The sequence below is a fragment of the Pseudoalteromonas sp. TAP-3C genome (assembly GCF_059888565.1).
The window spans coordinates 2,491,541-2,518,503 of the sequence record NZ_CM187618.1 but is presented as its reverse complement, the minus strand read 5'-3'; the positions used below and the strand labels follow the sequence as shown (position 1 = coordinate 2,518,503).

Here is a 26,963-nt window from a genome sequence, read left to right as displayed (position 1 = left end):
CCTAAAGTAAACCTAAAAAGCCCTGAGAATCAGGGCTTTTTAATTGGTGAAAGGTATTTATTATCCGCAGTTCAGATTAACTAAGCTTAAAACGCGATACCACAGCTGATAATTCAACACTGCTTTTTTTAAGTTTGTCGCTGGCAAGGGTTAAGTCTTTAGTATTGCCCAGCGATTGTTCAGTTGATTGCGATAAGTCGTTAATTCTTAAATTTACCTCATCTGCGGCCGATGTTTGTTGTTCAGTGGCACGGGCAATTTGCCCATTCATATCGGTGATCACCGAAACGAGTCGCTCTATCTCATCTAGCGATATATTAGCTGAAGAGGCTTGTTCAACCGTAGAAATAGAGATTTCTTGACTTGATTTTACCGCGTCTACCGCAGCTTTAGCCCCTTCTTGTAGTTTAGCTATCATGGTTTGAATTTCATCGGTACTTTTACCAGTTCGGCTTGCCAGCGTTCTTACTTCGTCAGCCACCACGGCAAAGCCTCTACCATGTTCGCCTGCTCGTGCCGCTTCAATGGCTGCATTGAGCGCTAAGAGGTTGGTTTGCTCAGCAATGCTTCTAATTACATCAAGTACTGAGCCTATATTGTTACTCTCTTGCGCAAGGTCTGCGGTGACTTTGCTCACCGTTTCTATATTGCTGGAGAGAGTTTCAATGGCGGTAATGGTTTTAGATACCACATGTTTACCATTTAATGCATTACTGGCCGCTTCGCTTGCAGCTTGTTCAGCAGCTTCCGCATTACGACTCACATCATGAATTTGATGCGTCATTTGCTCCATAGCCGTAGCTACTTGGGTTGAGCTGTCGTTTTGATGTTCAATGAATGATTGACTTGTTTTGCTGGATTCGTCGACAGTGTGGGCATGCTCGTCTACATCATTAGCGCTTTTGGCAACCAGTATCAAGGACTCTCTAATTTTAGAAACAAATAAATTAAATGACTGGGAAAGCTGAGATATTTCATCATTACCATCTTCGTTTAAGCGACGAGTTAAATCTCCTTCACCTTGTGAAATATCTTTCATCATCTCGGCCGCTAAACGAGTAGGGATTAAGATACTACGGCCAATGAAGTAGCTAAATAGCACCACGACAATAACCATAATTATGACATTTATAATAATTATGCTGCGTTGCTGCGAAAAAGCACTGTCTATAGTGTCAAGGTAAACTCCCGAGCCAATGATCCATTGCCATTGCTCAAAGCCTTTCACAAAAGCAACTTTATCAACTGGTTGGTCTTTATCAGGCTTAGGCCATTTATAAGGCACGAATCCTTCCCCCGATTTTTTTACAACAGTAACCATTTCAATAAAGAGTGCTTTGCCATCTGGGTCTTTGTTGTTGGTTAAATTTTTGCCATCAAGAGCCGGTTTTATTGGATGCATTACCATTGTAGGTTGATAATCGTTAATCCAAAAATAGTTAGTCTCATCGTAACGTAATGAACGTATAGCATCCATTGCTTGAGATTGCGCCTGTGCGCGAGTGAGTGTTTGATTTTTCTCAAGGGCACCATAGTGCGTAATTATACTGTATGCGGTTTCGACAACATGTTTAGTTTTAAGGTATTGCTCATTTTTTAGTGCTTGGTATTGATTACTTAAGCTAGAAACACTCAATACAATCAAGCCAATAATCACAATGGTTATCAATATAGCCAGACGTTGAAATAGAGTAAAACGGCGAAGATTTGGCATAGATTTGTTCCCGTATCAGAGTATTATTTCTCTTAAATAAGCATAGTTAATATAGGCTAATACTGCTTTAATTTCCTGCTATTGGATTTTTTATATTTACATAGTGGTTAGTGAGTTCAAATAGAGCAAAAATGCAGCGTGAGCCTTAATTTTTTTATTCGGCAATACTTAAGGTTATTTTAATTTATTGTTTTATTAATGATTCAATATAGCTTATTTACACAAAAAAAGGCTGATATTTATATCAGCCTTTAGTCGAATAATTAACCCAGTTTTAGTTAGTTTGTATTAAAATTACGGTTAAAGAAGTTTGTAATAGTGTGATGTAAGTGAGTTTGCACGTGTTTACCGCGAAGGCTATGTTTTGAACCTGGGTAAGTCATCATTTCAAACTGTTGATTGTTATCTTGCAGCTGTTTAAATAACTTAGTTGCGTGGGTAAACAACACGTTGTCATCGGCCATACCATGGTAAATCATTAATGGGCCTTTTAAGCCATCAGCGTAGGGGAAAACAGCACTGTCGGTATAACCTTGCGCATTCGTATCAGGGTGGCCTAAATAGCGCTCGGTGTAGTGAGTGTCATACAAGGCCCAGTCGGTAACAGGCGCACCAGAAACGCCAGCACTAAAATAATCGCCGGCTTTAAACATAGCCATTAGTGCCATGTAGCCGCCGTAGCTATGGCCATAAATACCAATGCGAGCAGGGTCTACGTAATCAAGGGTACGTAAAAACTCAACCCCTTTAATTTGATCGGCGACTTCTACAACACCTAAATTTTTATAAATTGCATCTTCAAACTTTTTACCGCGATTGTAAGAGCCTCGGTTATCAAGTTGAAAAATCACATAGCCCTGTTGCGCCATATATTGAAAGTATAAGTTTTTACTGCGCCAGCTATTTGTTACTCGTTGAGCATGAGGGCCGCCATACACATTAACAATAACCGGATGCTTTTTACCCTTAGTCATGTTTGCTGGTTTAAATAACCGGTAATGCATAACTTGGCCGTCTTCAGCGGTAATAGTACCGTACTCAGGCTGTGCTAAATCGGTTAAAAAGGGGGTTAGTGGGTGAGAGTCATCAAGCTTATTCTCTTCAAGCCACGTAATAAAGTCACCGTTAATTTTGCGCAGTGCTGCAGAATTTGGTTTGTTAACCAATGAGCTAGTGTCAATAAAGGTTTTATTATCTTTTGCCAGAACGATATTATGGTATTGGCCTTTTTCAGTAAGGCGCTTAATGTCTCCTTCTGCAAATAAGGGCGCACTGTATAAATGGCTCTCCAGAGCGGTATCTTTACGTGCAGCAAAGTAAACTACACCATTTTTTTCATCCACGCCTTTTAAGCTATCAACAACCCAATCACCGGCGGTAATTTGACGAATAAGTTGACCATTGTTGCGATACAAATACAGGTGTTTGAAGCCATCACGCTCTGAAGCCCATACAAAATGCTTTTTATCTTTTAAAAACTCAAGGTCAAAATGCAAGTTGATCCAGGTATCACTTTTTTCAGTTAGCGCAATACTTTGTTTTTTCGTTTTACTGTTATAAAAACGTAACTCTAAATTGTGTTGAGAGCGATTTTGCCATTGATAAGACAGAGTTTCGTTGTCGTTTAGCCATGTAGCGCGGGCAATATAAATGTCTTTATCTTCACCTAAATCAATCCAGTCAACCGTTTGCTCATTGAGCTTTACAATGCCAAGTTGAATGTCAACATTGTTGGTGCCAGTAAATGGGTAACGCTGGTTAAATAGTTTTACTTCATCAGCATAAATTTCGTTACGAATCGCTTCTTGAACAGGGCTTTCATCAACGCGAGTAAAGGCGATTTTAGATTCATCATTTGCCCACCAATAACCGGTCATACGGCTCATTTCTTCTTGCGCCACAAATTCAGCCATGCCATTTTTAATAACGCCACCGCCATCTTTACTTAATTGAATTTCTTTGCCAGAGGCCAGCTCTAATGCGTAGAGATTTTGCTCACGAATGAATGATACAAAATTTCCTTTTGGAGAAAATCGAGCATCGGTTTCAAATGCGTCGGTGTTAGTGAGTTTTTTACTGTTTTTTGTGTTTAAGTCATAGTAATAAAGGTCGCCATTTAGAGGGAACAGCAATGCTTTACCGTCTTTTGACCATTTATATTCAAGGATGCCTTTGCCAAAAATACGTTGACGTTCACGACGCGCTTTTTCTTCATCGGAGAGGTTTTCTGGGCCTGAAAATAACTGCGCCGAATCGACTAACAACCGGTTAGTGTTGTCTTTTAAATTATATTCCCATAAATCGTAGCGGTTATAGTCATCTGTTTTACCTTGTAAATAGGTGACCCGACTGCCATCGGGAGAAAACTTAAGTTGTACCGGAGATTTACCCGCTAAACTTGGATCATCAAATATACGTTCAAGGGTTAACGGCTTTGCTGCTACGCTTAATGTGCCCACCATCAGGGGAAGTGCCAGTGAGAGGTGTTTTAGTTTTTTTAACACAGGATTGCCTTTACTTACATAAAATTATCTCGATGGTAAAGCACAAGCGTGTGCAACTGCAACTAAATGCTATAAAGTATGCAGTATAATAACCTAAGGATTTTAACATGAGCGACACAGTATTTACTTTAGCATTAGAGCTAAAAAGAGATTGTATTGAAATGGCTGATTGGCCGTTGTGCAAGGTGTTACTATTAAATGATAGCCAATATCCTTGGTTTGTATTGGTCCCCAGAATAGCAGGCTTAAAAGAGATTATTGATTTAACCGAGCAGCAACAAATGACCTATTTACGCGAGTCGGCTAAGCTCAGTCATTTGTTAATTGAGGTGTTTAATCCTGATAAATTGAATGTGGCTGCCTTAGGGAATATGGTGCCGCAATTACATATTCATCATATAGCGCGTTTTACGCATGATATAGCGTGGCCTGCGCCGGTATGGGGCAAGTTCCCGAGTGTCCCTTATACTAATGCTCAAATTGAGCAATTAAAAACGCATTTTTAAAAGCTAAAATACATAGTGCTATTTCCAGGAGAGCGTATGAAATTAATAAAACAATGGTGTACCAGCATATTTATTGCTGTCATTTCAGTCTCAACAGTCAGCGCGAACGAGCATCCTGTTGCCATCGATGTGTTAAACGGTGCCAATATTAAAAATTTTGCAGCACATGACAACTTGGTTTTTTCTGCGGCGCAACCTAGCAAAGAACAATTTAAACAATTGTCAGATGCAAAAATAAAACACGTTATTAATTTAACTGGCGCTAATGAGCAAAATTGGAATGAAGGTGAATTAGTCAGTTCATTAAAAATGAGCTATCACACTATTCCTATTGCTGGCGATCAAGATATTAACGCTGATAACCGACATTCCGCACCTATTTTAAGAATAAATCCTCTGATATTTTTCACCCAAACAATCAATGATGGTGTGATTACGCGTTTCCAAATTGGCAACGACAGGGGGATTGTCTGGTAAATATATAATGCTTATTCCTTCGAAACACTGAAATACCCAACGTGCTGTGGGCCTTTGATCAGGTTTGTATTTCATACTTGGGAAGTAACAATCTTTCTCGACTAAGGTTTTGCGAATTTGATGCTCTAACCCCGCGTACACCATTAGGCAGCAAGTCATTACCATGAGTAACGCTTCAATGCGCTCAGGCTTTTTCAGGTAAATAGCGCTCGTAAGGAAGTCGGGACTTTTCAACAGACATTGATCAGACCCCTATGCCACTTTTTCTATTTTATATAAATGCATAGCGTGACCGCCAATGAATCTTATTATTTTTTCTCGTAGCTCATTAAACCCATCTAAGTAGGTTTTATCTCCATGCTGAACTAAATTGATACCTTCAAAACATTGAAATATCCACCTTAATGTGGGTCTTTCTATTGGCTGATTAATTTGGTTTGGAATGGTTGCTTTTACTTTCTCCATGTTCGCCCTTAATCGTCTTTGAGCTATTGAATATACTAATAAAGAGAGTGTCATTATCATCAACAGTGCATCTATTCGGCTTGGCTTTTTTATAAATAATGATGAGACAAAAAATAACGGATCTTTTAAAAATCTAAAGCCTTTTTCTACTTCAGACTGTGCTTTGTAATGTGTGAGTAAATCTTCTGGACTTAGGTCTTTTTCATCTGCATTTGTTGCTAATACAAAGCATGATTTTTGCTCTATTGCCTTTTTAATTGTAATGTCATTTTCTTCAATCTCTGCGTTTACTTGCCATTCTATACATTTCACTGGCGCACCTTTTTTAGGTCGGCCTTTCTCTTCGTATACTTTATGTTCAGTGAACTGCATCGCTGTCACTTTATGATATTTAAATTTTTTCGTTAACTTATTAAGTTCACGTTGTGCATCGGTTTGACATGCAAACCGCTGTGCTTGTAGGTGATAAAGGGCTTTTTTAATCTGGGTATGCGCACGTTCGACTTGTCGCGCGATGCTTTTTACTGCACGATTATTTGCTGCATTTGAGTAAACAACCATCCATCGCTGATTTATTCCCATGTGCTCAATATTATTAACAACATAGTGATAGTTATCATCAATTTTTATCCAACTGTCATTTTTAATAGCGGTTGAGATGGAGGATTTCTCGAGCGAAATTGTCGAAGGAATAAGTGTTATAAATCGAATTTTAGATAAAAACTCGGCGTTATTTTGATGATATAATTTACAATCAGCGACAAGAAATTTCGGGGTCTTGCTTTTCTTGAACTCATTAACAAGGGCTTTGCTGCGTGCTTCAAAAATAGCGGTATCAGCACTATTACCATCCCAGTTTTTACACGCAAGTGGCACACCGCCATCTTGGCTGACGATAATTTCTTGTACTACTTGTTTCAAATCAGGACGATGAGCTTTGCTATAGCCGTGCGTGATTCTTATTATATTTTCATCGGTATCTTCTTCGTCAACGGCATATTCACCAGTAAGAGAATGACTCTTTGTATCTAATGATTCAAATGTACGATCAACCTGTTCAAGTTGACATGCTTGCTCTGAGACGAGTGAAAATAAGCTTTCACAACCAAAATCAAAGCATTGGTCGAGTGTTCTTCCCAATTTATGACGATTAAAATGCGATGCTTGAACACCTTTACGGAACAAATGTTCAAGAGGCAAATTAGTAAAAAACTGAGGACTGAGAGATAAAGGACGATTGGCAAACCCAAGGCCGTTCATAATCATGCCTTTAACCGCTTCACCTGGGGTAATTTCTTGCTTTTCATCTTGAGGTAAATATTGGTCTAAAAGGGACACTATTTTTAAGTCTGCAATGACACCTGAAACAATACCATGATGATCTAACCGTTTGATTTTTAAGTTCATAAACACCTCGAAGTTGAGGTGTTATTGTATCAAATTACAGCAAATTTAGGTTTTTTTTTAACCTAACATTAAATAAAAGTTTATGAATTTGGTCTAATCAATCTCTGTTTCAAGAATCGAAAGCCTTTTTCTACATTCTGCTGCGCTTTGTAGCTGCTCAGCAAGTTTGCCATGTCAAGATGGTCGCTAACATCATTGGTGGCAATAATGAACAAACCCAGTTATTGTAAAGCGGCTTTTCTGGATGCCAGTGGTGTGCATAATGCACCCGTAATCTGGTATTTGATACGCTCAGGAGATTGTCCGAGTTTAGGGCGTCCTGCTCCCTTAAAAATGGCTACTTCAACAACATGTGCATCCACATCACAGACCGTTTGTTTGCCACGCCATTTGACAAGGGCTGCTTGAGCATCTTTTTCGCAAGCAAAGCGTTGTTGGCACAGCTTTTTAAAGCTTTTGCGGGCAACTTCTCCGGCTTTTAGCATACGCTTGTTCAGGTTATGCTGCTCTCGCTTATACGCCTGCTCACTGCGAATGAGTAGCCATTTTTGTTTCACCCCCCCGTATTCACTGTCATAACTCACGCCTTCATAGCCTGCTGAAATCGGCGTAAAATTCAAGTTAGGCGCTTGCTTAACAAGGGTTTTGGCTTCTTTGAGGGTTTGCGGTACCCGCGTAATGAACAGTTGGCCTTGAGTATGTAAATCTACAATCGTTTCTTGCACATACAAGGCGGCATCGGCCACCAAATAGCGGCTGGCTTGCGCGGCTTTTAAACTGCCAATATGCGCCTTTACAATCTGTTTAAAGCCTTCCATATCATTGCTGTTGCCACTGGCAGGTTTCATATAAACCGGTATGCCTGACTGGTTCTCACAGATAAGATTGAGTATCACTTGGTTGAGCTCAGGGCGATGGTCGCGCGAATAACCTTTAGCGATACGGATAGATTTTGGTTCACCATCATCAGGCTCGCTTGTCGCCTTGCCATCGTAATGAAAGCTTGTCGAATCAAGATGTAAGGCTTGGGTTTGCAACCCTAATTTCTCTACCACTGCCTCACCCAATTGCTGATACAGCTTCGATACGCCGTATTCATATAAGGTGTCTAAACAGCGACCAAGCGCATCGTCGTTGATGTGCTCAGGTAATACGCCTTCACCAATGAGCTTATCGACGGGCTTGTTTCTAAAATATTCGCTATACATATGAAGGGTTCGCCCCGTGAAGCCTAAACCGTTCAATACCATTGCCGTCACCAACTAACCACAACTGATTTTACGCTCAGGTGCAGCACCATTTAAGGCACTATCGATGATGTCGACAAATCCTAGGTCGTGACAAAAGCCAGCAACAAGTCCGAGATGGTCAAGTATTTTAGAAGAAGGAACAGGCATAAAGTTAGGCTCTCAAAAGAGAGTAATAGATCAAACCTAGGGAGCTGCGTCAAGCTTTTATTTAAAAAAGCAAATCAAACGCCTATTTTATAAACGAATCTAATTCAAATTAGGGGTGCGGAACAACAGTGATAATGCACAACAACTAACTAACCTTTTAAAGCAGCTCAAAGGTGAACCCGTGTTTGTTCATTGTTCAAGTAGTAATCGTGTTGGGTCACTTATGGCTATTTCAGCTCATCAGCAAGGTGCTAATATTGAATCGGCGTTGAAAATAGGAAAAAAATGGGGGATGACAAGTTCAGAGCCCGCGGTACGAAAAGTGATCAGCGCTCAGTAATAAAAAAGCGTTACAGTCGCACTGTAACGCTTTGCTAATTAGTTTAAATTAATTAAGGCCAAGTACATCTTTGCCTTGCTTAAAGGTAACATCTACAGGGATGTTCGCTTTGCTTAACTTTTCTAAATCTTCTGCAAGTTCCGCTTTAATATCGCCATGAGTGGCAATGAGTTGGTCTACTTTTTCATAATCACCGTCACCTTGCAAGGTTAAAATAAGGCGCGATAGTTTTGCCATTGCATCCCCCATTTTATCCATGTTGACGCTGTAAAGCCCGTTTGCATTTTTAGAAAAAGCATCTTCTTGAGCAAAAAAGTTAAAGCGGATCATATTAGCTTTACCGTGCGCACTTGAAGCACCAAAACGTACCGAACGGAAAATACCCGCCATAAAGGTGGTGTAATAATCCTCCAAGGTGCCTTCGGTTATTTCACCTTTTTTAAGTAGCTGTTCAACCATGTATAAGCCAAGAATGTCAGCTTTACCTTCTTCTAAGGCACTGGCGTGCTCTTGCAGTGATTGGCGAACCGTACCTTTACCTGTTAGGGTGTTTTTAATTCCTAAGCCGTGAGCCACTTCATGAAACATAGTATTGGCAAAAAATGCGTCAAAGGTAATATGCTTGCGTTGCTCGGGTACAATTAACTGCTCTGCAATAGGGACTAAAATTTTATCAAACTTCGCACGCATTGCATTTTTAAGCTGTAAGCGACGTGTGCCTTTTTCTAGTTGCACTTGCTCATCATTGGGTAAATTAATTGCAATGGTTTTGCTGCCAGCATTTGAGTGCCCAGCATAGTAAACAACATCGTAGGCATTTAAATCAGCATCAGACCCTGGTACTTCTTGTTTGTACTTGCTATCTACAGGTAAGCCTTTTTGCAGCTCAGGTAAAAACGCCGCAAATTTAGCTAGGCGTTCGCTCCATTTTAAATCTTTAATAAGCACATACGATTCATAGGCGGCACGGTAACCAAATAGTTGATCTTCGTAGTTTTCAATTGGGCCAATAACGACATCAACTGGATTATTTTTCATATCCATCCAAGCAAAGTCAGAAGCTTGAAAATCATCATTTTGTATTGCATCAGCGCGCAAGTTTAAGTAATTGGCAAATTCTTTGTCGTCAGCTAATTTGCTAGCTTCTCTCAGTAACTCAGCGGCTTGGGCAAGTTCTTTTGCATATTCTTGTGAATAAGGGACGCTGTATAAATTACCTAGTTCATCACGTTTAATGAGTGAGTAAAGCCCTGTTTTATCTTTTATATCCGCGTTATTTAACTCTTCTTTGGTGATGTCGGCTGGGTAAAAACCAGCGCCCAGTGGCTTTTCTTTGTAGCCTGATAAAAATACTTCATCGCCATTTAAGCGATCCCAAGGGCCGTAGTTAATATCAGCAAATTGGCGTACCTTTTCATCATTCAGTTGTGCTAAAAAGCGTTGTTTATCTTCACCAAATGCTTGCTTCCAAAATAAATCATCCATAATTTTTGAAGCATCTATAAGCTTAGCAACCATGGCTTTTTGGTTATTAGATAAATGCGATAAATCGCTTTGTAAGCTAAAATCTGTGTATATGTCTAAACGTTGACGGTCAATATTAACCAGTGTTGGTCCTGATTGCGTTTGAGAGGCCGTAGGCGCTGAGCTTTGTGGTGTATTGTTTGAAGAAGAAGGTGCTTGCTCAGAGCAGGCACTAAGAAAAACGACGCCAGAGAGTAATATTGCTTGGCTAATTTTATTTAAAATCATTATGTTACCTATTTAAAAGTCATTTTTTTATCGCCCATGTACTGTCAGTTAAAGTACTGGATGAATATGAGAGTGCCTTAGCATGGTTGCATTAAAGCAAAACACACCAGTAAATAGCAAGTGTTAGGCGTTAGAGTGCGTGAACTAGAAAAATAAACAATAATTACCTATAACTTCTATTATTTTGAGTATATGTTAAGTGTTGAAAAAATTAATATAAGACTTGCTATGAAGTGTAAGTCATCAAGCGAAGGAATATTGTATGTCTACAGAAAATGCCTTACTCACTATTTTGGTCGATAGGATCAATAATGACACCTTGGTGCTACCAACATTACCTGAGGTAGCGATTAAGGTTCGCCAAGCCGCAGATAATCCAGATGTTAATTTGATGAAAATGTCAGATGCGATAGCCCACGATCCAGCATTATCTGCACGGATGATAAAAGTGGCTAATAGTGCAATTATGGGACGTGCTGTAAAAGTATCTAATTTACACCAAGCAGTGACACGCATTGGCTTAAGGCAAATAAAAAATATAACGACGGCTATGGCAATGGAGCAGTTATTTGTCTCCGATAATGAGTTAATAAAAGGCTATATGGGAAAAGCGTGGCAAAAAACAATCAATGTTGCTTCGCATGCTATTTCTCTTATGGAGTTTTACTTAAAAAGTAATACTCATACCTCGCTAAATCGCGATGCGATTACTTTAGCCTCACTCGTTTATAATATTGGGGTGTTGCCCATTTTAACAGAAGCAGAACGCCATCCTGAAGTGTTTGCCAGCCCTAGCTTTTTAGCGCATGCGATTCAGCGCCTAAGTGGTAAAATTGGTGGCTCAATTATGAAAGCTTGGGAATTCCCTGAGGTGTTTGTAAACGTTTCTCAGCACTGGGCAGATGCTAATTATCGCTCTGCTGGAGTGGGTTACATTGACTTTATTCGCATAGGCGCAATACTTGAAGGCACGCTGCAAGTATCCGATAAATCAGCGGCACTGCAAACCTACATTGACAAAGGTATTATTCCCTCACTTGAGTTACTCCAAAGCGATGAGTACCTGCATTTGGTTAAAGATGTAAAAGAGATGTTTAGTTAAACTGTTTTTTTGCGCAATAAAAAGCACGATTTAATCGTGCTTTTTAGTTGTAACTGTCATTCCGCACCCTAAATCTGAATTAAATTAGTTCATTAAATGAGCGGTTGATCGAATTTTGTTAAAAAACACTTGACGGCGATCCCCATATTTGATCTATTACTCTCTTTTGAGAGCGCGTATTTATGTCTATCCCTTATGCCCAAAAACTCGAACACCACGGCTTAGTTGCTGGATTTTGTCACGATCTAGGTTTTGTCGATATTATTGATAACGCACTCGGTGGCGTGGCGCCTGAGCGCAACATCAGTTGTGGTCAATTAGTGTTGGCTATGGTGCTAAACGGCCTAGGTTTCACTGGCCGCACACTGCATATGTACAGCGAGTATTTTCAAGGCAAGCCGCTTGATAGATTAATTGGTGAAGGCGTAAAGTCCGAGCACATCAACGACGATGCGCTTGGTCGCTGTTTAGACACCTTATATGAATACGGCGTATCGAAGCTGTATCAGCAATTGGGTGAGGCGGTGGTAGAGAAATTAGGGTTACAAACCGAAGCTTTACACCTTGATTCAACAAGCTTTCATTACGATGGCAAAGCGACAAGCGAGCCTGATGATGACGAACCAAAACCTATCCGTATCGCCAAAGGCTATTCGCGCGACCATCGCCCTGAGCTCAACCAAGTGATACTCAATCTTATCTGTGAGAACCAATCCGGCATACCGGTTTATATGAAACCTGCCAGTGGCAACAGCAATGATATGGAAGGCTTTAAACAGATTGTAAAGGCGCATATTGGCAGTTTAAAAGCCGCGCAAGCCAGCCGCTATTTGGTGGCCGATGCCGCCTTGTATGTGCAAGAAACGATTGTAGATTTACATACTCAAGGCCAACTGTTCATTACGCGGGTACCGCAAACCCTCAAAGAAGCTAAAACCCTTGTTAAGCAAGCCCCTAACTTGAATTTTACCCCTATCTCACCAGGCTATGAAGGCGTCAGTTATGACAGTGAATACGGGGGTGTGAAACAAAAATGGCTACTCATTCGCAGTGAGCAGGCGTATAAGCGAGAGCAGCATAACCTGAACAAGCGTATGCTAAAAGCCGGAGAAGTTGCCCGCAAAAGCTTTAAAAAACTGTGCCAACAACGCTTTGCTTGCGAAAAAGACGCACAAAGCGCCCTTATAAAATGGCGAGGTAAACAAGCTGTATGTGATGTGGATGCGGGTGTTCTCGAGGTCGCTGTTTATAAAGGCGCAGGACGCCCTAAAGCAGGGCAGCAATCTGAGCGTATCGAATACCAGATTACGGGTGCATTATGCACACCACTGGCATCCAGAAAAGCCGCTTTACAACAACTGGGGTTATTTATTATTGCCACCAATGATGTTAGCGACCATCTTGATATGGCCAGCTTGCTGAGCAGTTACAAAGCGCAGCAAAACGTGGAAAAAGGCTTTCGATTCTTGAAAAGTCCCGACTTCCTTACGAGCGCTATTTACCTGAAAAAGCCTGAGCGCATTGAAGCGTTACTCATGGTAATGACTTGCTGCCTAATGGTGTACGCGGGGTTAGAGCATCAAATTCGCAAAACCTTGGTCGAGAAAAACTGCTACTTCCCCACAATGAAATACAAGCCGGGCCAACGCCCCACGGCACGCTGGGTGTTCCAGTGCTTCGAGCATATCATCATCATGTACATACCAGATAAACCACCCATAGTGGCGAATATGCAACCGCGCAATCAAACCATTGTTGATTGCTTGGGTGAAAAATATCAGCGGATTTATTCTTAAAATGGGTGCGGAAGATCGGTTGTAATGTTATTTAAAAAGGCTTTACGCTAAATCGTCAGCATCACCTAAACCTTGGGTGAGTTCTTCTAGTAGTTGCTTAATTTCTTCAGATGCAAGGATAAAATCGGCATCTAGCTTAACCGCCATATCTTCTTTGGGGATGTCTGCGTTTTCTTCTTTGAGTGTTTCACTGTAGCTTAAACGTTTGATTGAACCATCGTTTTGTAGCATAAATTTAACACGTTCTTGCCAATCAAGCGCTAATTTAGTGACGCGTTTACCACTTTCAAGGTGCGATTTCACTTCGTCACACGATAAGTCATGGCCTTTGAGCTTAACCTGCGCACCACTGTCATCGGCTTCTTCAAGTTCAGCATCTGAGCCAATAGCAAAGCCCTCTGGAGTACTAAAGTTGGTAAGCCAATCAGTTAAAAATACATCTAAATCGTAGTTAGCAAACGCAGGAACAACCGGTAATGTACCTAATGACTTACGCAATAAAGCGAGAAGCTCTTCTGCTTTATTAAAGCTTGCGCTATTTACCACAACCCAGCCATTTTCTTGGTCTATAAATGCAAACTGTAGGCTTGACTTTTTAAATGCCTGTGGCAATAAAGTATGTAAGATGTTTTCTTTTAATTCATCTTTTTCTTTTTTCTTTACTGGGCGGTTTTCTTCGGCCTCAATTTGATCAACTTTCTCAGCGACTAGTTCATTTATAACAGAGGCTGGTAATACTTTTTCTTCTCGCTTCGCGCATACTAAAATGCTTTTTTGTGAAAAATGAGAGAGAGTTTCACCGTGCTTACCAAATGCTTTTGTCCATCCAAAGGTTGCTAATTCTTGGCCTGTACACGGGCGAAATAGATCCTGTTCTAACGCCTTATCAAAGTCTTCTTGAGTGTATGAAACGTCTTGTTTGAAGCGGTAACATATAAGGTTACTAAACCACATAGGGAAATGATCCATTTAAAAAATTTTGTGCAATCATAGCAACAAAAGCCGTTTCTAGAAATGGCTGATTTAGCTTAATCTTGTTTAAACAGCGGTAGCGGAGAAGGTATCTCTTTAGGAAACGAAATTCGATAGTGTAGCCCTTGATTTGGCTCACTATTAACTTCTATTTCGCCATTAAGCGTTTGTTTTACTAAGTTGTAAATAATATGAGTGCCTAAGCCACTGCCACCTTTGTCGCGTTTGGTGGTAAAAAATGGATCAAATAAACGCTTGAGTTGGGCTGGTTTTAAACCAGCGCCGTTATCTTGATAATTAATGATTAAGTCGTTTTCATCGGTATTTACATCTATAATGATCTGCCCACTGTTTATATTTTCAAAACCATGCAGTAGCGAATTCATAATTAAGTTAGTAAATATTTGACTTATTACACCCGCAGGTAAGTTAATAATTAAATCATCAGGGCAATGAAGTTGAATGCTATGTGATGTTTTTTTTATTTTCGGATGTAGGGAGCGTATCACTTCATTAATGTAGTCTTTAAAGTTAATCGTTCTTAGTGCTTCACTTGCTTGATCCACTGCAATTTGTTTAAAGCTAGCGATTAGCTCAGACGCACGCTCTAAGTTATGAGAGAGTAACTGAGTGCTTTGTGCTGCATCATTAATGAAGTTTTCAAGTGCCGTAGAGGACAATGATTTATTTTTGTAGGCTGTTTCAATTTCATTTAGCCGTTCTTGTAAAAATGAGGTCGCAGTAACGCCAATGCCAATTGGGGTGTTAATCTCATGGGTGATCCCCGCGACTAAGCCGCCTAGTACTGCCATTTTCTCTGAGCCTACAAGCTGCTCCTGCGCAAAGCTCAATTCATCGAGTGAACCTTGTAACTGATTTTGTTTACTTAACAGTTCGTGTTCAGTTTGCTTTCGTAAATCCACTTCTTCAGTGAGTACTGCTTTTTGGCGTTCAAGTTCATATTTTTGTTGTTGTAAATCAATCATAGCTTGGCTTAGATTTGATGTTTTACGTGCTACGTCTTGTTCAAGTTGTAAATTTTGCTGATCAAGCTTTTGATTGCTTTCAATTAGATCTTGCTGTGTTTGTTTTAACTCTTTTTTGTATTCAACAACTTTTGATATAAGGTTGTTAAAAGAGCGTTCCATTACTTTAAGTTCGTTATTTTCATCGGTGACAACTTTAACGTGATGGTCTTCGAGATCATCTAATTCAAGGTATTCAATTTGTTCGGTTAGCTGAGTGAGCGGGACAGTGAGTAGTTTTTTAAACGCGATTGAAAATAAAATGATTAAAAATGTGGTTTTAATCATGGCATTGCCAATTAAAAAGTAGATAGAGAGCATAATGCGGCTAAAAATAACATCGCGACTAGAAAATAAAGTAACATCACCGACTTGGGTGGCGCGTCCTGAAAATTCAAAAATAAGGGGGAAGGTATAACCAAACAAACCAGTTGTAGTGTCCTCTACAATCACGTCTTCTTGCACAAGTTGTTGGCTGTAAAGATTATTAATGTTTAACGAGCGCCCTAATTGAGTAATAACCGTACCATTATCGTCGCGAATAATTACTCCCTCGACCATGGGTATATCTACCAAGCCTTCAGCTGTGGTAGTGGTTTGTTTTATATTCAGCTCCCAAATAGCGCGCGTTAAACTACGACCAAATGTTTTTTGTAATGTGCCGAGTTCATTGCGTATGTAGTCTTTAGTATTTACATATTCTGCGAAAATTTGTCCACAGGTCACTACAAAGGTCAATATAAAATAAACCGATAAAACCCGAGTGAGTAACTTTGCTGAAAGACTTTTTTGTGGCATAGCGGATATATTTTCCTTTAACAATACAACTGTTAATGTACGACTATAAACATTAGTTAATAAATGATTAAAAATAAACATATATTTTACTCTGTTTCATTTATAGCTATAGCTAATTATTCTTCAAACATGGCATGAGTTCTCAATTTTTTTAAGTTGGTTGATGAAAGAAATATTAGCGTTAGGTACGATTTGTTTGTAAATTTTTACTGTGCAATCATGCATTTTGTTGATAATGTTAATAAAAGCTTATAATGATCAGTCTGCTCGCTGTTTATTTGGTTATAGTTTTGGCTTTGGCTTTTTACAAATTGAACGACCAAATTAACTTTAAAGTGAGTTTTAGGTGTTTTTTATGAATGTAAATTATTAATACTATGTTGCGTTTTTCTATTTTAGTTTGCGATGACTCTACCGTTGCTCGAAAACAAGTCATACGTTGTATAAATGAATGTATTGATGCTGATATTCAACAGGCTGTTAATGGCAAAGAAGCCCTAGAGCAATTGCGTCAAACTCAATTTGATCTTGTTTGTCTCGATTTAACTATGCCAGAAGTTGACGGTATTGAAGTACTAGAGCAGATCAAAGCCGATAAAATAGAGTCTTATGTATTAGTTGTTTCGGCGGATATTCAGCAAAAAATGCAAACCCGCGTAGCGCAACTCGGCGCAATTGATTTCATTCATAAACCCATTAATAAAACGCAACTGCATGCCGTTTTGCATAAGTTTGGCATTTATTAATAAAATTCATCATAAAAAAGACTGTTTTATCTTCTCGTTTAGGGTTGACAGAATAGCCTTTATTGAGGCAGTCTTAAAGCTATGAAAACATTTAGTCTTGCAGTGACCATTATTATTACAACCACCATTCTTACTGGATAGTGGCATAGGTCGGTGCAACAAATTTAAAGGCCTGTGTTCACTTAGAACACAGGCCTTTTTTCGTTTTATGGAATGAGGAAACATAAACAATGCGCGTTTTAAAATTTGGCGGTTCATCGCTTGCTGATTTTGCTTGCTTAGAGCAAGTAGCCGCTCTCGTTAGGGCTCAATTAAAAGATGAAATGTTATTGGTGCTTTCTGCGCCTGGTGGTATGACTGACTCACTTGTTGCGCTAGCCAATGCTGCAGAGCAAGGGCTTAATTTTAGCGAGTTATGGGATTCGCTAGTCAGCCGATGCAACGTTCTTAAAGAGGCGGTAAAGCATAAGCAAGGTGTGGTTGAAAACTGGCCTGACTTTAAAGAACTGAAGAATAAGCTCGATGGCGTTGCACTGATAAAGTGCTGCCCCGATTCAGTAAGGGCATTTATTATTAGCTTTGGTGAGCGTGTTAGCGTATCGCTGATGCAAAGCTTATTAGCCGATCTTAACGCACATTATTTACACGCAACAGAGTGTATTGTTTCAACGGGCGGATACATAGATGCAGAGGCTGATTTAGTTGCCAGTAAAGCCCGTTTTCAGGCCGTGTTAAAAGAATTTCCCGCTACGGTTTATATCATGCCGGGCTTTACTGCCAGTAACGATAAAGGGGAGCTGACAACGCTTGGTCGTAATGGGTCTGACTATTCAGCGGCAATCGCAGCGGCGTGTTTAGAGGCGCAAGTGTGTCAAATTTGGACTGATGTTGATGGTGTTTACAGTGCTGATCCGCGTTATATTAAAAAAGCCACTAAGGTAGATTTTCTATCCTATAAAGAAGCGATGGAACTTTCTTATTTTGGCGCTAAAGTATTGCACCCTAAAACTATCCTACCGTGTGCAAAAGCGGGTGTGCCATGTGAGATAAAAAACACGCATAATCCTGATGCACAGGGATCACTAATTAGTAATGACACTGTGTCTGATGAACCCGTTAAAGCACTGTCGAGCTTACAAAACTTAGCCATGCTGACGGTTTCAGGCCCAGGTATGAAAGGCAAAGTGGGCATGGCGTCAAAAGTATTTAATGCATTAGCGCATGATAATGTGTCAATTGTTCTCATTACCCAATCATCATGTGAATTTAGCATTAGCTTTTGTGTGCATGAAAGCGATTTAAATTTAGCGCTTAGTGCACTGCAAGTGGCCTTTGATTTAGAGTCAAAAGCGGGGCTTATTGAGCCGGTTAATGTGCAACGTAATTTAGCGATAGTGACTTTAGTGGGCGATAATATGCGTGCTCACAAAGGGTTAGCGGCTAAGTTTTTTGCATCACTTGCCCAAGCGCAAGTAAACATTGTTGCAATCGCGCAAGATTCAACAGAAAGCGCTATTTCAGCGGTTATTGATGGTGAGCTGTGTAACGATGCAGTTAAAATTTGCCATGAAAACTTTTTTACCCATGTCCCTTCAATTGATGTGTTTTTATTGGGTTGTGGCTTAGTCGGTCAGGAGTTAATTAATCAGCTTGAACGTCAACAAGCATGGCTTGAAAAGCGTAATATCAAATTAAACCTATATGGCATTGCTAACTCTCGCCAGTTACATCTTGACGCTGAAGGGATTGCGTTTGATGATTGGCAACAAAAACTAGCCTCAGCAGAGCAAGTATTTGATTTAAAACTGGTAGAGCAGTTTGTTAGGCAAAATCATCTAGTTAATCCTGTGTTAGTTGATTGTACTTCATCCGATGCGCTCGCTGCACAATACGTCGACTTTTTAAATGCAGGTTTTCATGTTGTGGCTGCAAATAAAAAAGCCACAACCAGCTCGTATGCGTACTACCAAGATTTAATTGCAGCAACGCATAAAAATAATCGCAAGTTTTTATACGAAACTAACGTAGGCGCTGGCTTACCTGTCATTGATAATCTTCAATCGCTGTTTGGTGCCGGTGATGAATTACTAGAGTTTAGTGGTATTTTATCAGGCTCGCTTTCATATATGTTTGGCGCTCTTGAAGATGGCTTGTCATTATCGCAGGCAACAATTAAAGCTAAAGAGAGCGGCTTTACAGAGCCCGACCCACGTGATGATTTATCGGGAACTGACGTAGCACGTAAATTATTAATAATTGCCCGAGAGTCAGGCATGCAATTAGAGCTTAGCGATATTGAAGTGGAGTCGGTTTTACCGCCAAACTTTGCCCAGGGTGACAGCGTTGATGAGTTTATGGCAAAACTACCAAGTCTTGATGCGAGTTTTGGCGACCGTATTCAAAGTGCAGCAAATGAAGGCAAAGTACTTCGTTATGTTGGCACAATTAAAAATGGCCACTGTAAGGTCGGAATCGAAGCGGTGGATTCATCACATGCATTGAATGTTATTCGTGATGGTGAAAATGCGCTGGCTATTTTAAGCCAGTACTATCAGCCGCGTCCGTTTGTTATTCGTGGTTATGGGGCGGGCTCTGCAGTAACGGCTGCGGGTGTATTTGCAGACATTTTAAAAACATTATCTCGCTAGGAGTCAGTAATGATTGAAATATATGCGCCGGCGTCTATTGGTAATTTTGCCGTTGGTTTTGATGCGCTGGGCGCTGCACTTGCCCCAATAGATGGCAGTTTGCTCGGTGATGTGGCGGTTGTTAGTGCCACATCGAGTGATGAATTTACGTGTACTGGCGACTATGCACATAAACTACCCAGCGATGCGCAAGAGAATTTAGCGTATCAGTGTTTAGTGCATTTTAGAGCGCATGTTGCGCCTGATATGCCTGCGGTAAAGCTCGAACTTAGGAAGAATTTGCCGATTGGTTCAGGATTAGGTTCAAGTGCCTGCTCTGTGGTGGCAACATTTGCAGCGCTGGATAAATTTGCCAACACTAACTTAAGCCAAGTAGAGCTGATTGAACTTATGGCAGATTTTGAAGCTGTTGTAAGTGGAGGGCGTCATTACGATAACATTACACCGTGTTATTTAGGTGGCTTACAGTTAACCGGTGATTTAATTCCTGATAAATCGATTGCTTTACCCGTTGCTGAAAATTGGTATTACGTGGCTGCATTTCCGGGTTTTTCGCTCAATACTGCAAAAGCGCGCGCTGTTTTACCAAAAACGCTAAGTATGCATGCAGGGGTTGAGTTTGCTCAACGTTTATCGGCATTTAGCAGCTTACTGCTAACAGGGCGTTTTGATGAGGCGTTAAGCATTATGCAAGACGAAATAGCAGAGCCATATCGTGCGCCTTTAATTAGCGGTTTTAGTGACGCCAAAGCAAACTTACCCGCACTAGGCGCTGAAGTAGTGAGTATTTCAGGCGCAGGGCCAACCTTGTTTAGTGTCTGTAAAACACTTGAAGCGGCAGAGCGATGCGCGCAGTGGCTAGAGGACAATTACATCAACGAGCAAGGCTTTTGCCATATTTGTAAATTAGATAACGTCGGCACGCGTCAATTAAATGTTTTATAGGATAAAAAAGTCATGCAATTACATAATTTAAAAGAAAGTTCACAAAAAGTGTCGTTTGTTGAAGCTGTAAAAATAGGGCTTGGGCGTAACCAAGGCGTGTTTTTTCCAGAGTCGTTAGCACCGTTAACTAAAGTTGATGCATTACTCGATATGGATTTTGTTACGCGCAGCGGCAAAATTTTATCGCATCTTATTGGTGATGAGTTACCAAGCGATACAGTTGCTCAGATGGTTAAAAATGCGTTTAACTTTCCGGTTAAGCTGGTGGAAGTTGAAGACAACACCTACTGCTTAGAGCTATTCCATGGCCCGACGCTCGCATTTAAAGATTTTGGTGGCCGCTTTATGGCGCAGTGCCTAGCGCAGTTTAACCAAGGTGAAAAGGTGACTATTTTAACTGCAACATCGGGTGATACGGGGGCGGCAGTGGCACATGCTTTTTATAACAAGCCAAATATTGACGTGGTTATTTTATATCCTAAAGGCAAAATTTCACTCGCGCAGCAAAAATTATTTACAACGCTTGGCGGCAATATTCATTGTTACGCGATTGAGGGCAGCTTTGATGATTGCCAAGAGTTGGTTAAAAAGTCATTTTTAGATGAAGAGCTAAAATCGAATTTAGGTTTAAACTCAGCAAATTCAATTAACATTAGCCGTTTAGTTGCGCAGGTGTGTTACTACTTTGAAGCAATAGCACAGTTACCTAAAGAAAAACGTGCTACCGCGCATATTTCAGTGCCTAGCGGTAACTTTGGAAATGTGTGTGCGGCTATGATTGGCGCTGTTATTGGTATGCCTGTAGGTAAACTGAGCGCCACTACAAACCAAAACGACACAGTACCGCGCTTTATGCTTGATAAAAATTGGACACCTAATGCGACAATTGAATCGCTTTCAAATGCAATGGATGTGAGTAAACCTAATAACTGGCCACGTGTACAAACCATGCTAGATAATAACTGGTTTAGTTATGATAACTTTTATTCGGTGAGTGTGGATGAGCAAAACACAAAAGCGGTGATGAAAAAAATTCAACAGCTTGGCTACATTGCAGAGCCGCATACGGCCATTGCTTATCAAGGTCTTGTTGAAAATAAAGCAGCTAATGTCGCAGGTGTATTTTTAGCAACGGCACACCCTGCCAAATTTAAAGACAGTGTTGAAAATGTGTTAAACACTCAAATAAGCATGCCAAAACCGCTTGCTGATGCACTCGCAAAGCCCTGTTTAGCTATTGATATGCAAAATAATTACGATGATTTACGCAGTGAGCTATTTGCTAAACTCGGTTAACATTACGAATACAAAAAAGCGGCATAGGCCGCTTTTTGTTTGTTTAAATCGGCTTTTGGTACAATGTATAAGTTAAACAAATGTAATAAACAAAATTCATTTAAAATTGTTATTGATTTATAAAAAAATATCATCATTAAAAAGCTGTGAAATAGTTTCAATCCCTGTTTAAATATCCTCAACTTAAGAGCATAGGCAAAAAGTCGTTTTAAGCGTACAATAAAGCCTCTTAAAAATACCCATACACGTTGCCCAGGAGACCCCAATGTTAGAACGTAGCATGAATATTTCGGACTTTGATCCAGAGTTATTTGACGCGATGAGCAAAGAAACATCACGCCAAGAAGAACACATTGAGTTAATTGCATCTGAAAACTACTGTAGCCCACGCGTACTTGAAGCGCAGGGGTCTCAGCTTACTAACAAATACGCCGAGGGTTACCCGGGCAAACGTTACTACGGTGGTTGTGAGCACGTAGACGTGGTTGAGCAACTTGCCATTGACCGCGCAAATGAATTATTTGGTACAGATTACGCAAACGTGCAACCCCATGCCGGTTCACAAGCCAATGCCGCTGTTTTTCAAGCACTATTAAGCCCACTCGATACGGTATTAGGCATGAGCCTAGCGCACGGTGGCCACTTAACACACGGTTCACACGTCAATTTCTCAGGAAAAACATACAACGCAATTCAGTATGGCCTTAATGAAGAAACGGGTGAAATTGATTATGCACAAGTTGAAGCGTTAGCACTTGAGCACAAACCAAAAATGATTATTGCGGGTTTTTCTGCCTACTCAGGTATTGTTGATTGGGCTAAATTCCGTGAAATTGCAGATAAAGTAGGTGCTTACTTATTTGTTGATATGGCGCACGTTGCGGGCTTAGTTGCTGCGGGTGTTTATCCAAGCCCGGTTCCTTTTGCGCATGTTATAACAACCACAACTCACAAAACACTAGCGGGCCCGCGTGGCGGTTTGATTATCTCTGGTTGTGGCGATGAAGAAATTTATAAAAAGCTAAACAGTGCTGTTTTCCCAGGTGGTCAAGGTGGTCCTTTATGTCATGTTATTGCTGCTAAAGCGGTTGCATTTAAAGAAGCACTTCAACCTGAGTTTAAAACATACCAAGCGCAAGTTGTTAAAAATGCACAAGCAATGGTTGCAGTATTACAAGAGCGCGGCTACAAAGTAGTATCGGGTAAAACTGACAACCACTTATTCTTACTTGATCTAATCGATAAAGATATCACCGGTAAAGATGCGGATGCTGCACTTGGTAACGCGAATATCACGGTTAACAAAAACTCAGTACCAAACGACCCTCGTTCACCATTTGTTACCTCTGGTCTGCGTATTGGTTCACCGGCCATTACTCGTCGTGGTTTTAAAGAAGCAGAGTCAAAAGAGCTAGCAGGGTGGATTTGTGATGTACTAGACAACATCAACGATGAGTCAGTACAAGCGCAAGTAAAAGAAAAAGTAAAAGCAATTTGTGCAAAATTACCTGTTTACGCTTAACCTAATAGTAAAACAGTAATTTAGATCACAACTGCACACATTTTTGTTATGATAATGGTCGCTATGATAGCGGCCATTTTTTGTTTTTAAAACGGAAACACACAGTTATGCATTGCCCATTTTGCACCGCCAAAGATACTAAAGTTATTGATTCTCGCCTTGTCGGTGGGGGACACCAAGTGCGTAGACGTCGTGAATGTAATGAATGTCACGAACGATTTACCACCTTTGAAGGGGCTGAATTAGTGATGCCACGGGTTATTAAACAAGATGGCAGTCGGGAACCGTTTAATGAAGATAAGTTATTAAACGGTTTAACTCGCGCCCTGGAAAAACGCCCAGTAAGCACCGAACAAGTTGATGAAGTAGTCAATATTATTAAATCAAAGCTGCGCGCCACTGGCGAGCGCGAAGTCTCTAGTCATCTAGTAGGCGAGTGCATTATGGAAGCACTTAAAAAGCTAGATAAAGTGGCTTATGTCAGGTTTGCTTCAGTGTATCGCTCGTTTGAAGATATACGCGAGTTCGGTGAAGAAATAGCCCGCTTAGGAGAGTAACAATGAGCATGCAAAACTCGTTTTCAGAGGATGATAAACGTTATATGGCCCGTGCCATTGAGCTGGCAAAAAAAGGACGGTTTACGACCACACCTAACCCAAATGTTGGCTGCGTACTGGTAAAAAACAACCAAATAATAGGTGAAGGGTTTCATCAATTAGCAGGACAAGGTCATGCTGAAGTAAATGCATTGGCTATCGCTGGTGAAAATGCCAAAGGCGCAACTGCCTATGTAACACTTGAGCCTTGCAGTCATTATGGTCGGACACCGCCATGTGCTGAAGCTCTAAAAGCAGCGGGTGTTAAAAAAGTGATTGCCGCCATGGTTGATACCAACCCGCAAGTTGCAGGCAAAGGCCTGAAAATTTTAGCGGATGCTGGTATAGACGTCGCTTACGGGTTGCTTGAAGCGCAAGCTCGCGCATTGAACCTCGGTTTTTTTAAACGCATGGAGCAAGGGCTTCCATTTGTAACCTGTAAAATGGCCGCAAGTATAGATGGCAAAACGGCGCTTAAAAACGGCCAAAGTAAATGGATAACCGGCCCCGCTGCGCGTCAAGATGTGCAATTATACCGAGCACAAAGCTGTGCAATTTTAACCGGTGCCGATACGGTATTAATGGATGATGCAAAATTAAATGTGCGCCCAGAAGAGTTACCGCATTCTTTACCAACTGACTTACCACTGCGCCAACCAGTTCGGATTATTATTGATTCACAAAATAGACTTACCCCTGATCTTGCCTTATTTTCAATTCAAAGTGAGGTGATAATATTCACCACAAAGGTTGATAAATCACATCAGTGGCCTCATTTTGTTAAACAGATTGAAGTGCCTAAAAATAATAATAAAGTAGATTTACTGGCCGTGTTACACACGCTAGCTCAATTACAGTTTAATACTGTGTGGTTAGAAGCAGGAGCAACATTGGCCGGTAAGATGGCTGAGCTTGATTTAATTGATGAATTTATTTTTTATATTGCCCCCAAATTAATGGGCAGCGATGCCAAAAGTTTACTGAATTTCCCAGAGTTAATGAGTATGCAAAATACCATTAATTTAACTTTTAATGAGTGTGTGCCAATAGGTGATGATTTACGTATTACAGCACTAAAAAAAGCGCATTAATCATTTTATATAAAGAGTAGCATTATGTTTACTGGCATAGTTGAAGCAATAGGTAAAATTGCGTTATTACAAAAAAAACAAGGTGATTTAGCTATTCGTATTCAAAGTAAAAACCTTGATATGAGTGATGTTAAGCTAGGTGACAGTATTGCAACCAATGGCGTTTGCCTAACAGTTGTTGATAAGCACATTGATGGCTTTAGTGCTGACTTATCAAATGAAACGATTAGTTTAACGGGGTTCGCCCACTATACCTTAGGGCAAACGGTTAACCTTGAAAAAGCGATGCAACCAGTTTCGCGCCTTGGTGGTCATTTAGTGTCTGGCCATGTAGATGGTATTGCCACTATTACAGCAATTAATACCAATGCGCGAGCCACGGAATATTGGTTTGCCACCGATGAGAGTTTAATGAAATACATTCCTTACAAGGGTTCGGTGTGTATTGATGGTATTAGCTTAACGGTCAATGCGGTTGAAGGTAATAAATTCAAGCTGACTATTGTGCCGCACACCAAGGAACAAACGACCATAGCTGACTTTAAAGTGGGCACCCAAGTTAATTTAGAGGTCGACCAAATAGCACGTTATTTAGAGCGCCTAGTTAAAGGGGCTGAGCACCCAGCGGGTTCAGATATTTCGATGAGCTTACTCGCTAAAGCGGGCTTTATAAAATAACGACATTGACAACTTATACGAGCAACTTATGAATTTAAACAGCGCACAAGAAATAATTGATGACATTAAAGCCGGTAAAATGGTTATTTTAATGGACGATGAAGACAGAGAAAATGAAGGCGATTTAATTATTGCTGCTGAACACATTAGCGCACAAGCCATTAATTTTATGGCAACGCATGGCCGTGGTCTAATTTGTTTAACCATGACGCAAGAGCGTTGTTCGCAGCTTGATTTACCATTAATGGTAAAAAATAATGGTGCCGCATTTTCAACTAATTTCACTATGTCGATAGAGGCGTCAAAAGGAGTTACAACAGGGATTTCTGCAGCCGATCGTGCACGCACAGTGCAAGCTGCCATTGCCAAAGGCGCGGTGCCAGATGATATTGTACAGCCAGGGCATATTTTCCCTATTATGGCGCAACCGGGCGGTGTGCTAACTCGTGCAGGACACACAGAAGCAGGGTGTGACTTAGCGCGTTTAGCGGGGCTTGAACCATCATCAGTGATTGTAGAAATTCTAAATGAAGATGGCACTATGGCACGTCGCCCTGATTTAGAGGTGTTTGCGAAGCAACATGATATTAAAATTGGCACCATTGCTGATTTAATCGAGTACCGAAACCTAAACGAAACGACTATTGAGCAAGTTGCAAAATGTAAATTGCCCACCGAACATGGTGAGTTTGATTTAGTAACTTATAAAGATACTATCGATGGCCAACTTCACTATGCATTGCTTAAAGGTGAAATAAAACAACAACAACCGACCTTAGTGCGTGTTCATTTGCAAAGTACGTTTAACGATATTTTACTCTCTGATCGCAGCGCTGACCGCAGCTGGGGATTATCGCAAGCGATGGCCTACATAGCACAGAATAACGGTGTTTTAGTTATTTTAGGTAAGCAAGAAACTACTGAAGAATTAGAAGCCACAGTAAAAGCATTTGCCGCAGCTGATGCGGGTGAAAATGTAACGCCACATAAATTTCAAGGTACTTCACGCACAGTAGGTGTAGGTTCACAAATTTTAGCTGACTTAGGCATTCAAAAAATGCGTTTGATGAGCTTACCGAAAAAGTACCATGCATTATCAGGATTCCATTTAGAGGTTGTTGACTACGTAGAGCCGCAGTAATTACGCGTTAGGTTATTATTTTATTTATGTGGTATAATGCGCAGC

Annotated in this window: 20 protein-coding genes and 2 pseudogenes; 14 read left to right on the top strand and 8 right to left on the bottom strand. The window is 40.5% G+C overall.

All coding sequences use genetic code 11. The features are described from left to right. Positions 1–76: 76 nt before the first annotated feature. On the bottom strand, positions 77–1,714 hold the full coding sequence (locus AC6H44_RS11775; RefSeq protein ID WP_500735688.1) for a methyl-accepting chemotaxis protein: 1,638 nt from the start codon (positions 1,712–1,714) through the stop codon (positions 77–79). Between the two features lie 278 nt (positions 1,715–1,992). After that, positions 1,993–4,218 carry a S9 family peptidase gene (locus AC6H44_RS11770; protein WP_500735687.1) on the bottom strand — a complete coding sequence of 742 codons (2,226 nt, stop codon included), beginning with the start codon at positions 4,216–4,218 and terminating at the stop codon, positions 1,993–1,995. A gap of 107 nt (positions 4,219–4,325) precedes the next feature. Between AC6H44_RS11770 and AC6H44_RS11765 the strand changes: the two genes are divergently transcribed. Beyond that, positions 4,326–4,724, top strand: coding sequence for an HIT domain-containing protein (locus AC6H44_RS11765; protein WP_500735686.1), 399 nt, complete (start codon positions 4,326–4,328; stop codon positions 4,722–4,724). 36 nt (positions 4,725–4,760) lie between these two features. Continuing rightward, entirely contained in the window at positions 4,761–5,201 is a 441-nt protein-coding gene (locus AC6H44_RS11760; RefSeq protein WP_500735684.1) for a protein-tyrosine phosphatase family protein, read from the top strand. Here the strand turns inward: AC6H44_RS11760 and AC6H44_RS11755 are convergent. The 3 genes and pseudogenes from AC6H44_RS11755 to AC6H44_RS11745 all read right to left on the bottom strand — a co-directional run. Further along, positions 5,106–5,435 (bottom strand): annotated as a pseudogene (locus AC6H44_RS11755) (IS1634 family transposase); the annotation flags it as partial. The gene AC6H44_RS11760 and the pseudogene AC6H44_RS11755 overlap by 96 nt on opposite strands. 18 nt (positions 5,436–5,453) lie before the next feature. After that, entirely contained in the window at positions 5,454–7,073 is a 1,620-nt protein-coding gene (locus AC6H44_RS11750) for an IS1634 family transposase (RefSeq protein ID WP_500735683.1), read from the bottom strand. A 107-nt stretch (positions 7,074–7,180) separates the two neighbouring features. Then, positions 7,181–8,470: pseudogene (locus tag AC6H44_RS11745) on the bottom strand (IS1634 family transposase); the annotation flags it as partial. Between the two features lie 181 nt (positions 8,471–8,651). Here AC6H44_RS11745 and AC6H44_RS11740 point away from each other — a divergent pair. After that, the gene (locus AC6H44_RS11740) at positions 8,652–8,810 is read left to right on the top strand and encodes a hypothetical protein (protein WP_500735682.1); all 159 of its coding nucleotides are present in this window, start codon (positions 8,652–8,654) and stop codon (positions 8,808–8,810) included. 48 nt (positions 8,811–8,858) lie between these two features. Here the strand turns inward: AC6H44_RS11740 and AC6H44_RS11735 are convergent, their stop codons facing one another. Beyond that, a complete protein-coding gene (locus AC6H44_RS11735) occupies positions 8,859–10,562 on the bottom strand; it encodes a DUF8614 domain-containing protein (protein WP_500735680.1) in 1,704 nt (567 codons plus the stop codon). 262 nt (positions 10,563–10,824) lie between these two features. On the opposite strand from AC6H44_RS11735, the gene AC6H44_RS11730 reads away from it, so the two are divergent. Together AC6H44_RS11730 and AC6H44_RS11725 are read left to right on the top strand one after the other, a co-directional pair. Continuing rightward, the gene (locus tag AC6H44_RS11730; RefSeq protein WP_500735679.1) at positions 10,825–11,664 is read left to right on the top strand and encodes an HDOD domain-containing protein; all 840 of its coding nucleotides are present in this window, start codon (positions 10,825–10,827) and stop codon (positions 11,662–11,664) included. Between the two features lie 182 nt (positions 11,665–11,846). Beyond that, complete coding sequence (locus AC6H44_RS11725) at positions 11,847–13,460, top strand: IS1634 family transposase (RefSeq protein ID WP_500735678.1); 1,614 nt, start codon at positions 11,847–11,849, stop codon at positions 13,458–13,460. Between the two features lie 42 nt (positions 13,461–13,502). Here AC6H44_RS11725 and rdgC read toward each other — a convergent pair whose 3' ends face one another. Then, positions 13,503–14,414, bottom strand: coding sequence for a recombination-associated protein RdgC (rdgC, locus tag AC6H44_RS11720; RefSeq protein WP_008111993.1), 912 nt, complete (start codon positions 14,412–14,414; stop codon positions 13,503–13,505). 74 nt (positions 14,415–14,488) lie between these two features. Next, on the bottom strand, positions 14,489–16,255 hold the full coding sequence (locus AC6H44_RS11715) for an ATP-binding protein (protein WP_500735676.1): 1,767 nt from the start codon (positions 16,253–16,255) through the stop codon (positions 14,489–14,491). A 377-nt stretch (positions 16,256–16,632) separates the two neighbouring features. Here AC6H44_RS11715 and AC6H44_RS11710 point away from each other — a divergent pair, with 377 nt between their 5' ends. From AC6H44_RS11710 to ribBA, 9 genes are all read left to right on the top strand, one after another. Next, positions 16,633–17,001 (top strand): response regulator, encoded by a 369-nt coding sequence (locus AC6H44_RS11710; protein ID WP_500735675.1) that lies wholly within the window; start codon positions 16,633–16,635, stop codon positions 16,999–17,001. A gap of 230 nt (positions 17,002–17,231) precedes the next feature. Further along, a complete protein-coding gene (gene thrA, locus AC6H44_RS11705; protein WP_500735674.1) occupies positions 17,232–19,649 on the top strand; it encodes a bifunctional aspartate kinase/homoserine dehydrogenase I in 2,418 nt (805 codons plus the stop codon). Positions 19,650–19,658: 9 nt separating this feature from the next. Beyond that, positions 19,659–20,594, top strand: a complete 936-nt coding sequence (thrB, locus tag AC6H44_RS11700; RefSeq protein ID WP_500735673.1) for a homoserine kinase — start codon at positions 19,659–19,661, stop codon at positions 20,592–20,594. A gap of 12 nt (positions 20,595–20,606) precedes the next feature. After that, positions 20,607–21,890, top strand: coding sequence for a threonine synthase (gene thrC, locus AC6H44_RS11695; protein ID WP_500735671.1), 1,284 nt, complete (start codon positions 20,607–20,609; stop codon positions 21,888–21,890). A 265-nt stretch (positions 21,891–22,155) separates the two neighbouring features. Next, positions 22,156–23,412, top strand: a complete 1,257-nt coding sequence (gene glyA, locus AC6H44_RS11690) for a serine hydroxymethyltransferase (RefSeq protein ID WP_500735669.1) — start codon at positions 22,156–22,158, stop codon at positions 23,410–23,412. Positions 23,413–23,519: 107 nt separating this feature from the next. Next, complete coding sequence (nrdR, locus tag AC6H44_RS11685; RefSeq protein WP_500735668.1) at positions 23,520–23,969, top strand: transcriptional regulator NrdR; 450 nt, start codon at positions 23,520–23,522, stop codon at positions 23,967–23,969. 2 nt (positions 23,970–23,971) lie between these two features. After that, positions 23,972–25,099, top strand: a complete 1,128-nt coding sequence (gene ribD, locus AC6H44_RS11680; protein ID WP_500735667.1) for a bifunctional diaminohydroxyphosphoribosylaminopyrimidine deaminase/5-amino-6-(5-phosphoribosylamino)uracil reductase RibD — start codon at positions 23,972–23,974, stop codon at positions 25,097–25,099. Between the two features lie 24 nt (positions 25,100–25,123). Further along, entirely contained in the window at positions 25,124–25,777 is a 654-nt protein-coding gene (locus AC6H44_RS11675; RefSeq protein ID WP_500735666.1) for a riboflavin synthase, read from the top strand. 28 nt (positions 25,778–25,805) lie between these two features. Then, positions 25,806–26,918, top strand: a complete 1,113-nt coding sequence (gene ribBA / locus AC6H44_RS11670; protein WP_500735664.1) for a bifunctional 3,4-dihydroxy-2-butanone-4-phosphate synthase/GTP cyclohydrolase II — start codon at positions 25,806–25,808, stop codon at positions 26,916–26,918. The last annotated feature ends 45 nt before the right edge of the window (positions 26,919–26,963 follow it).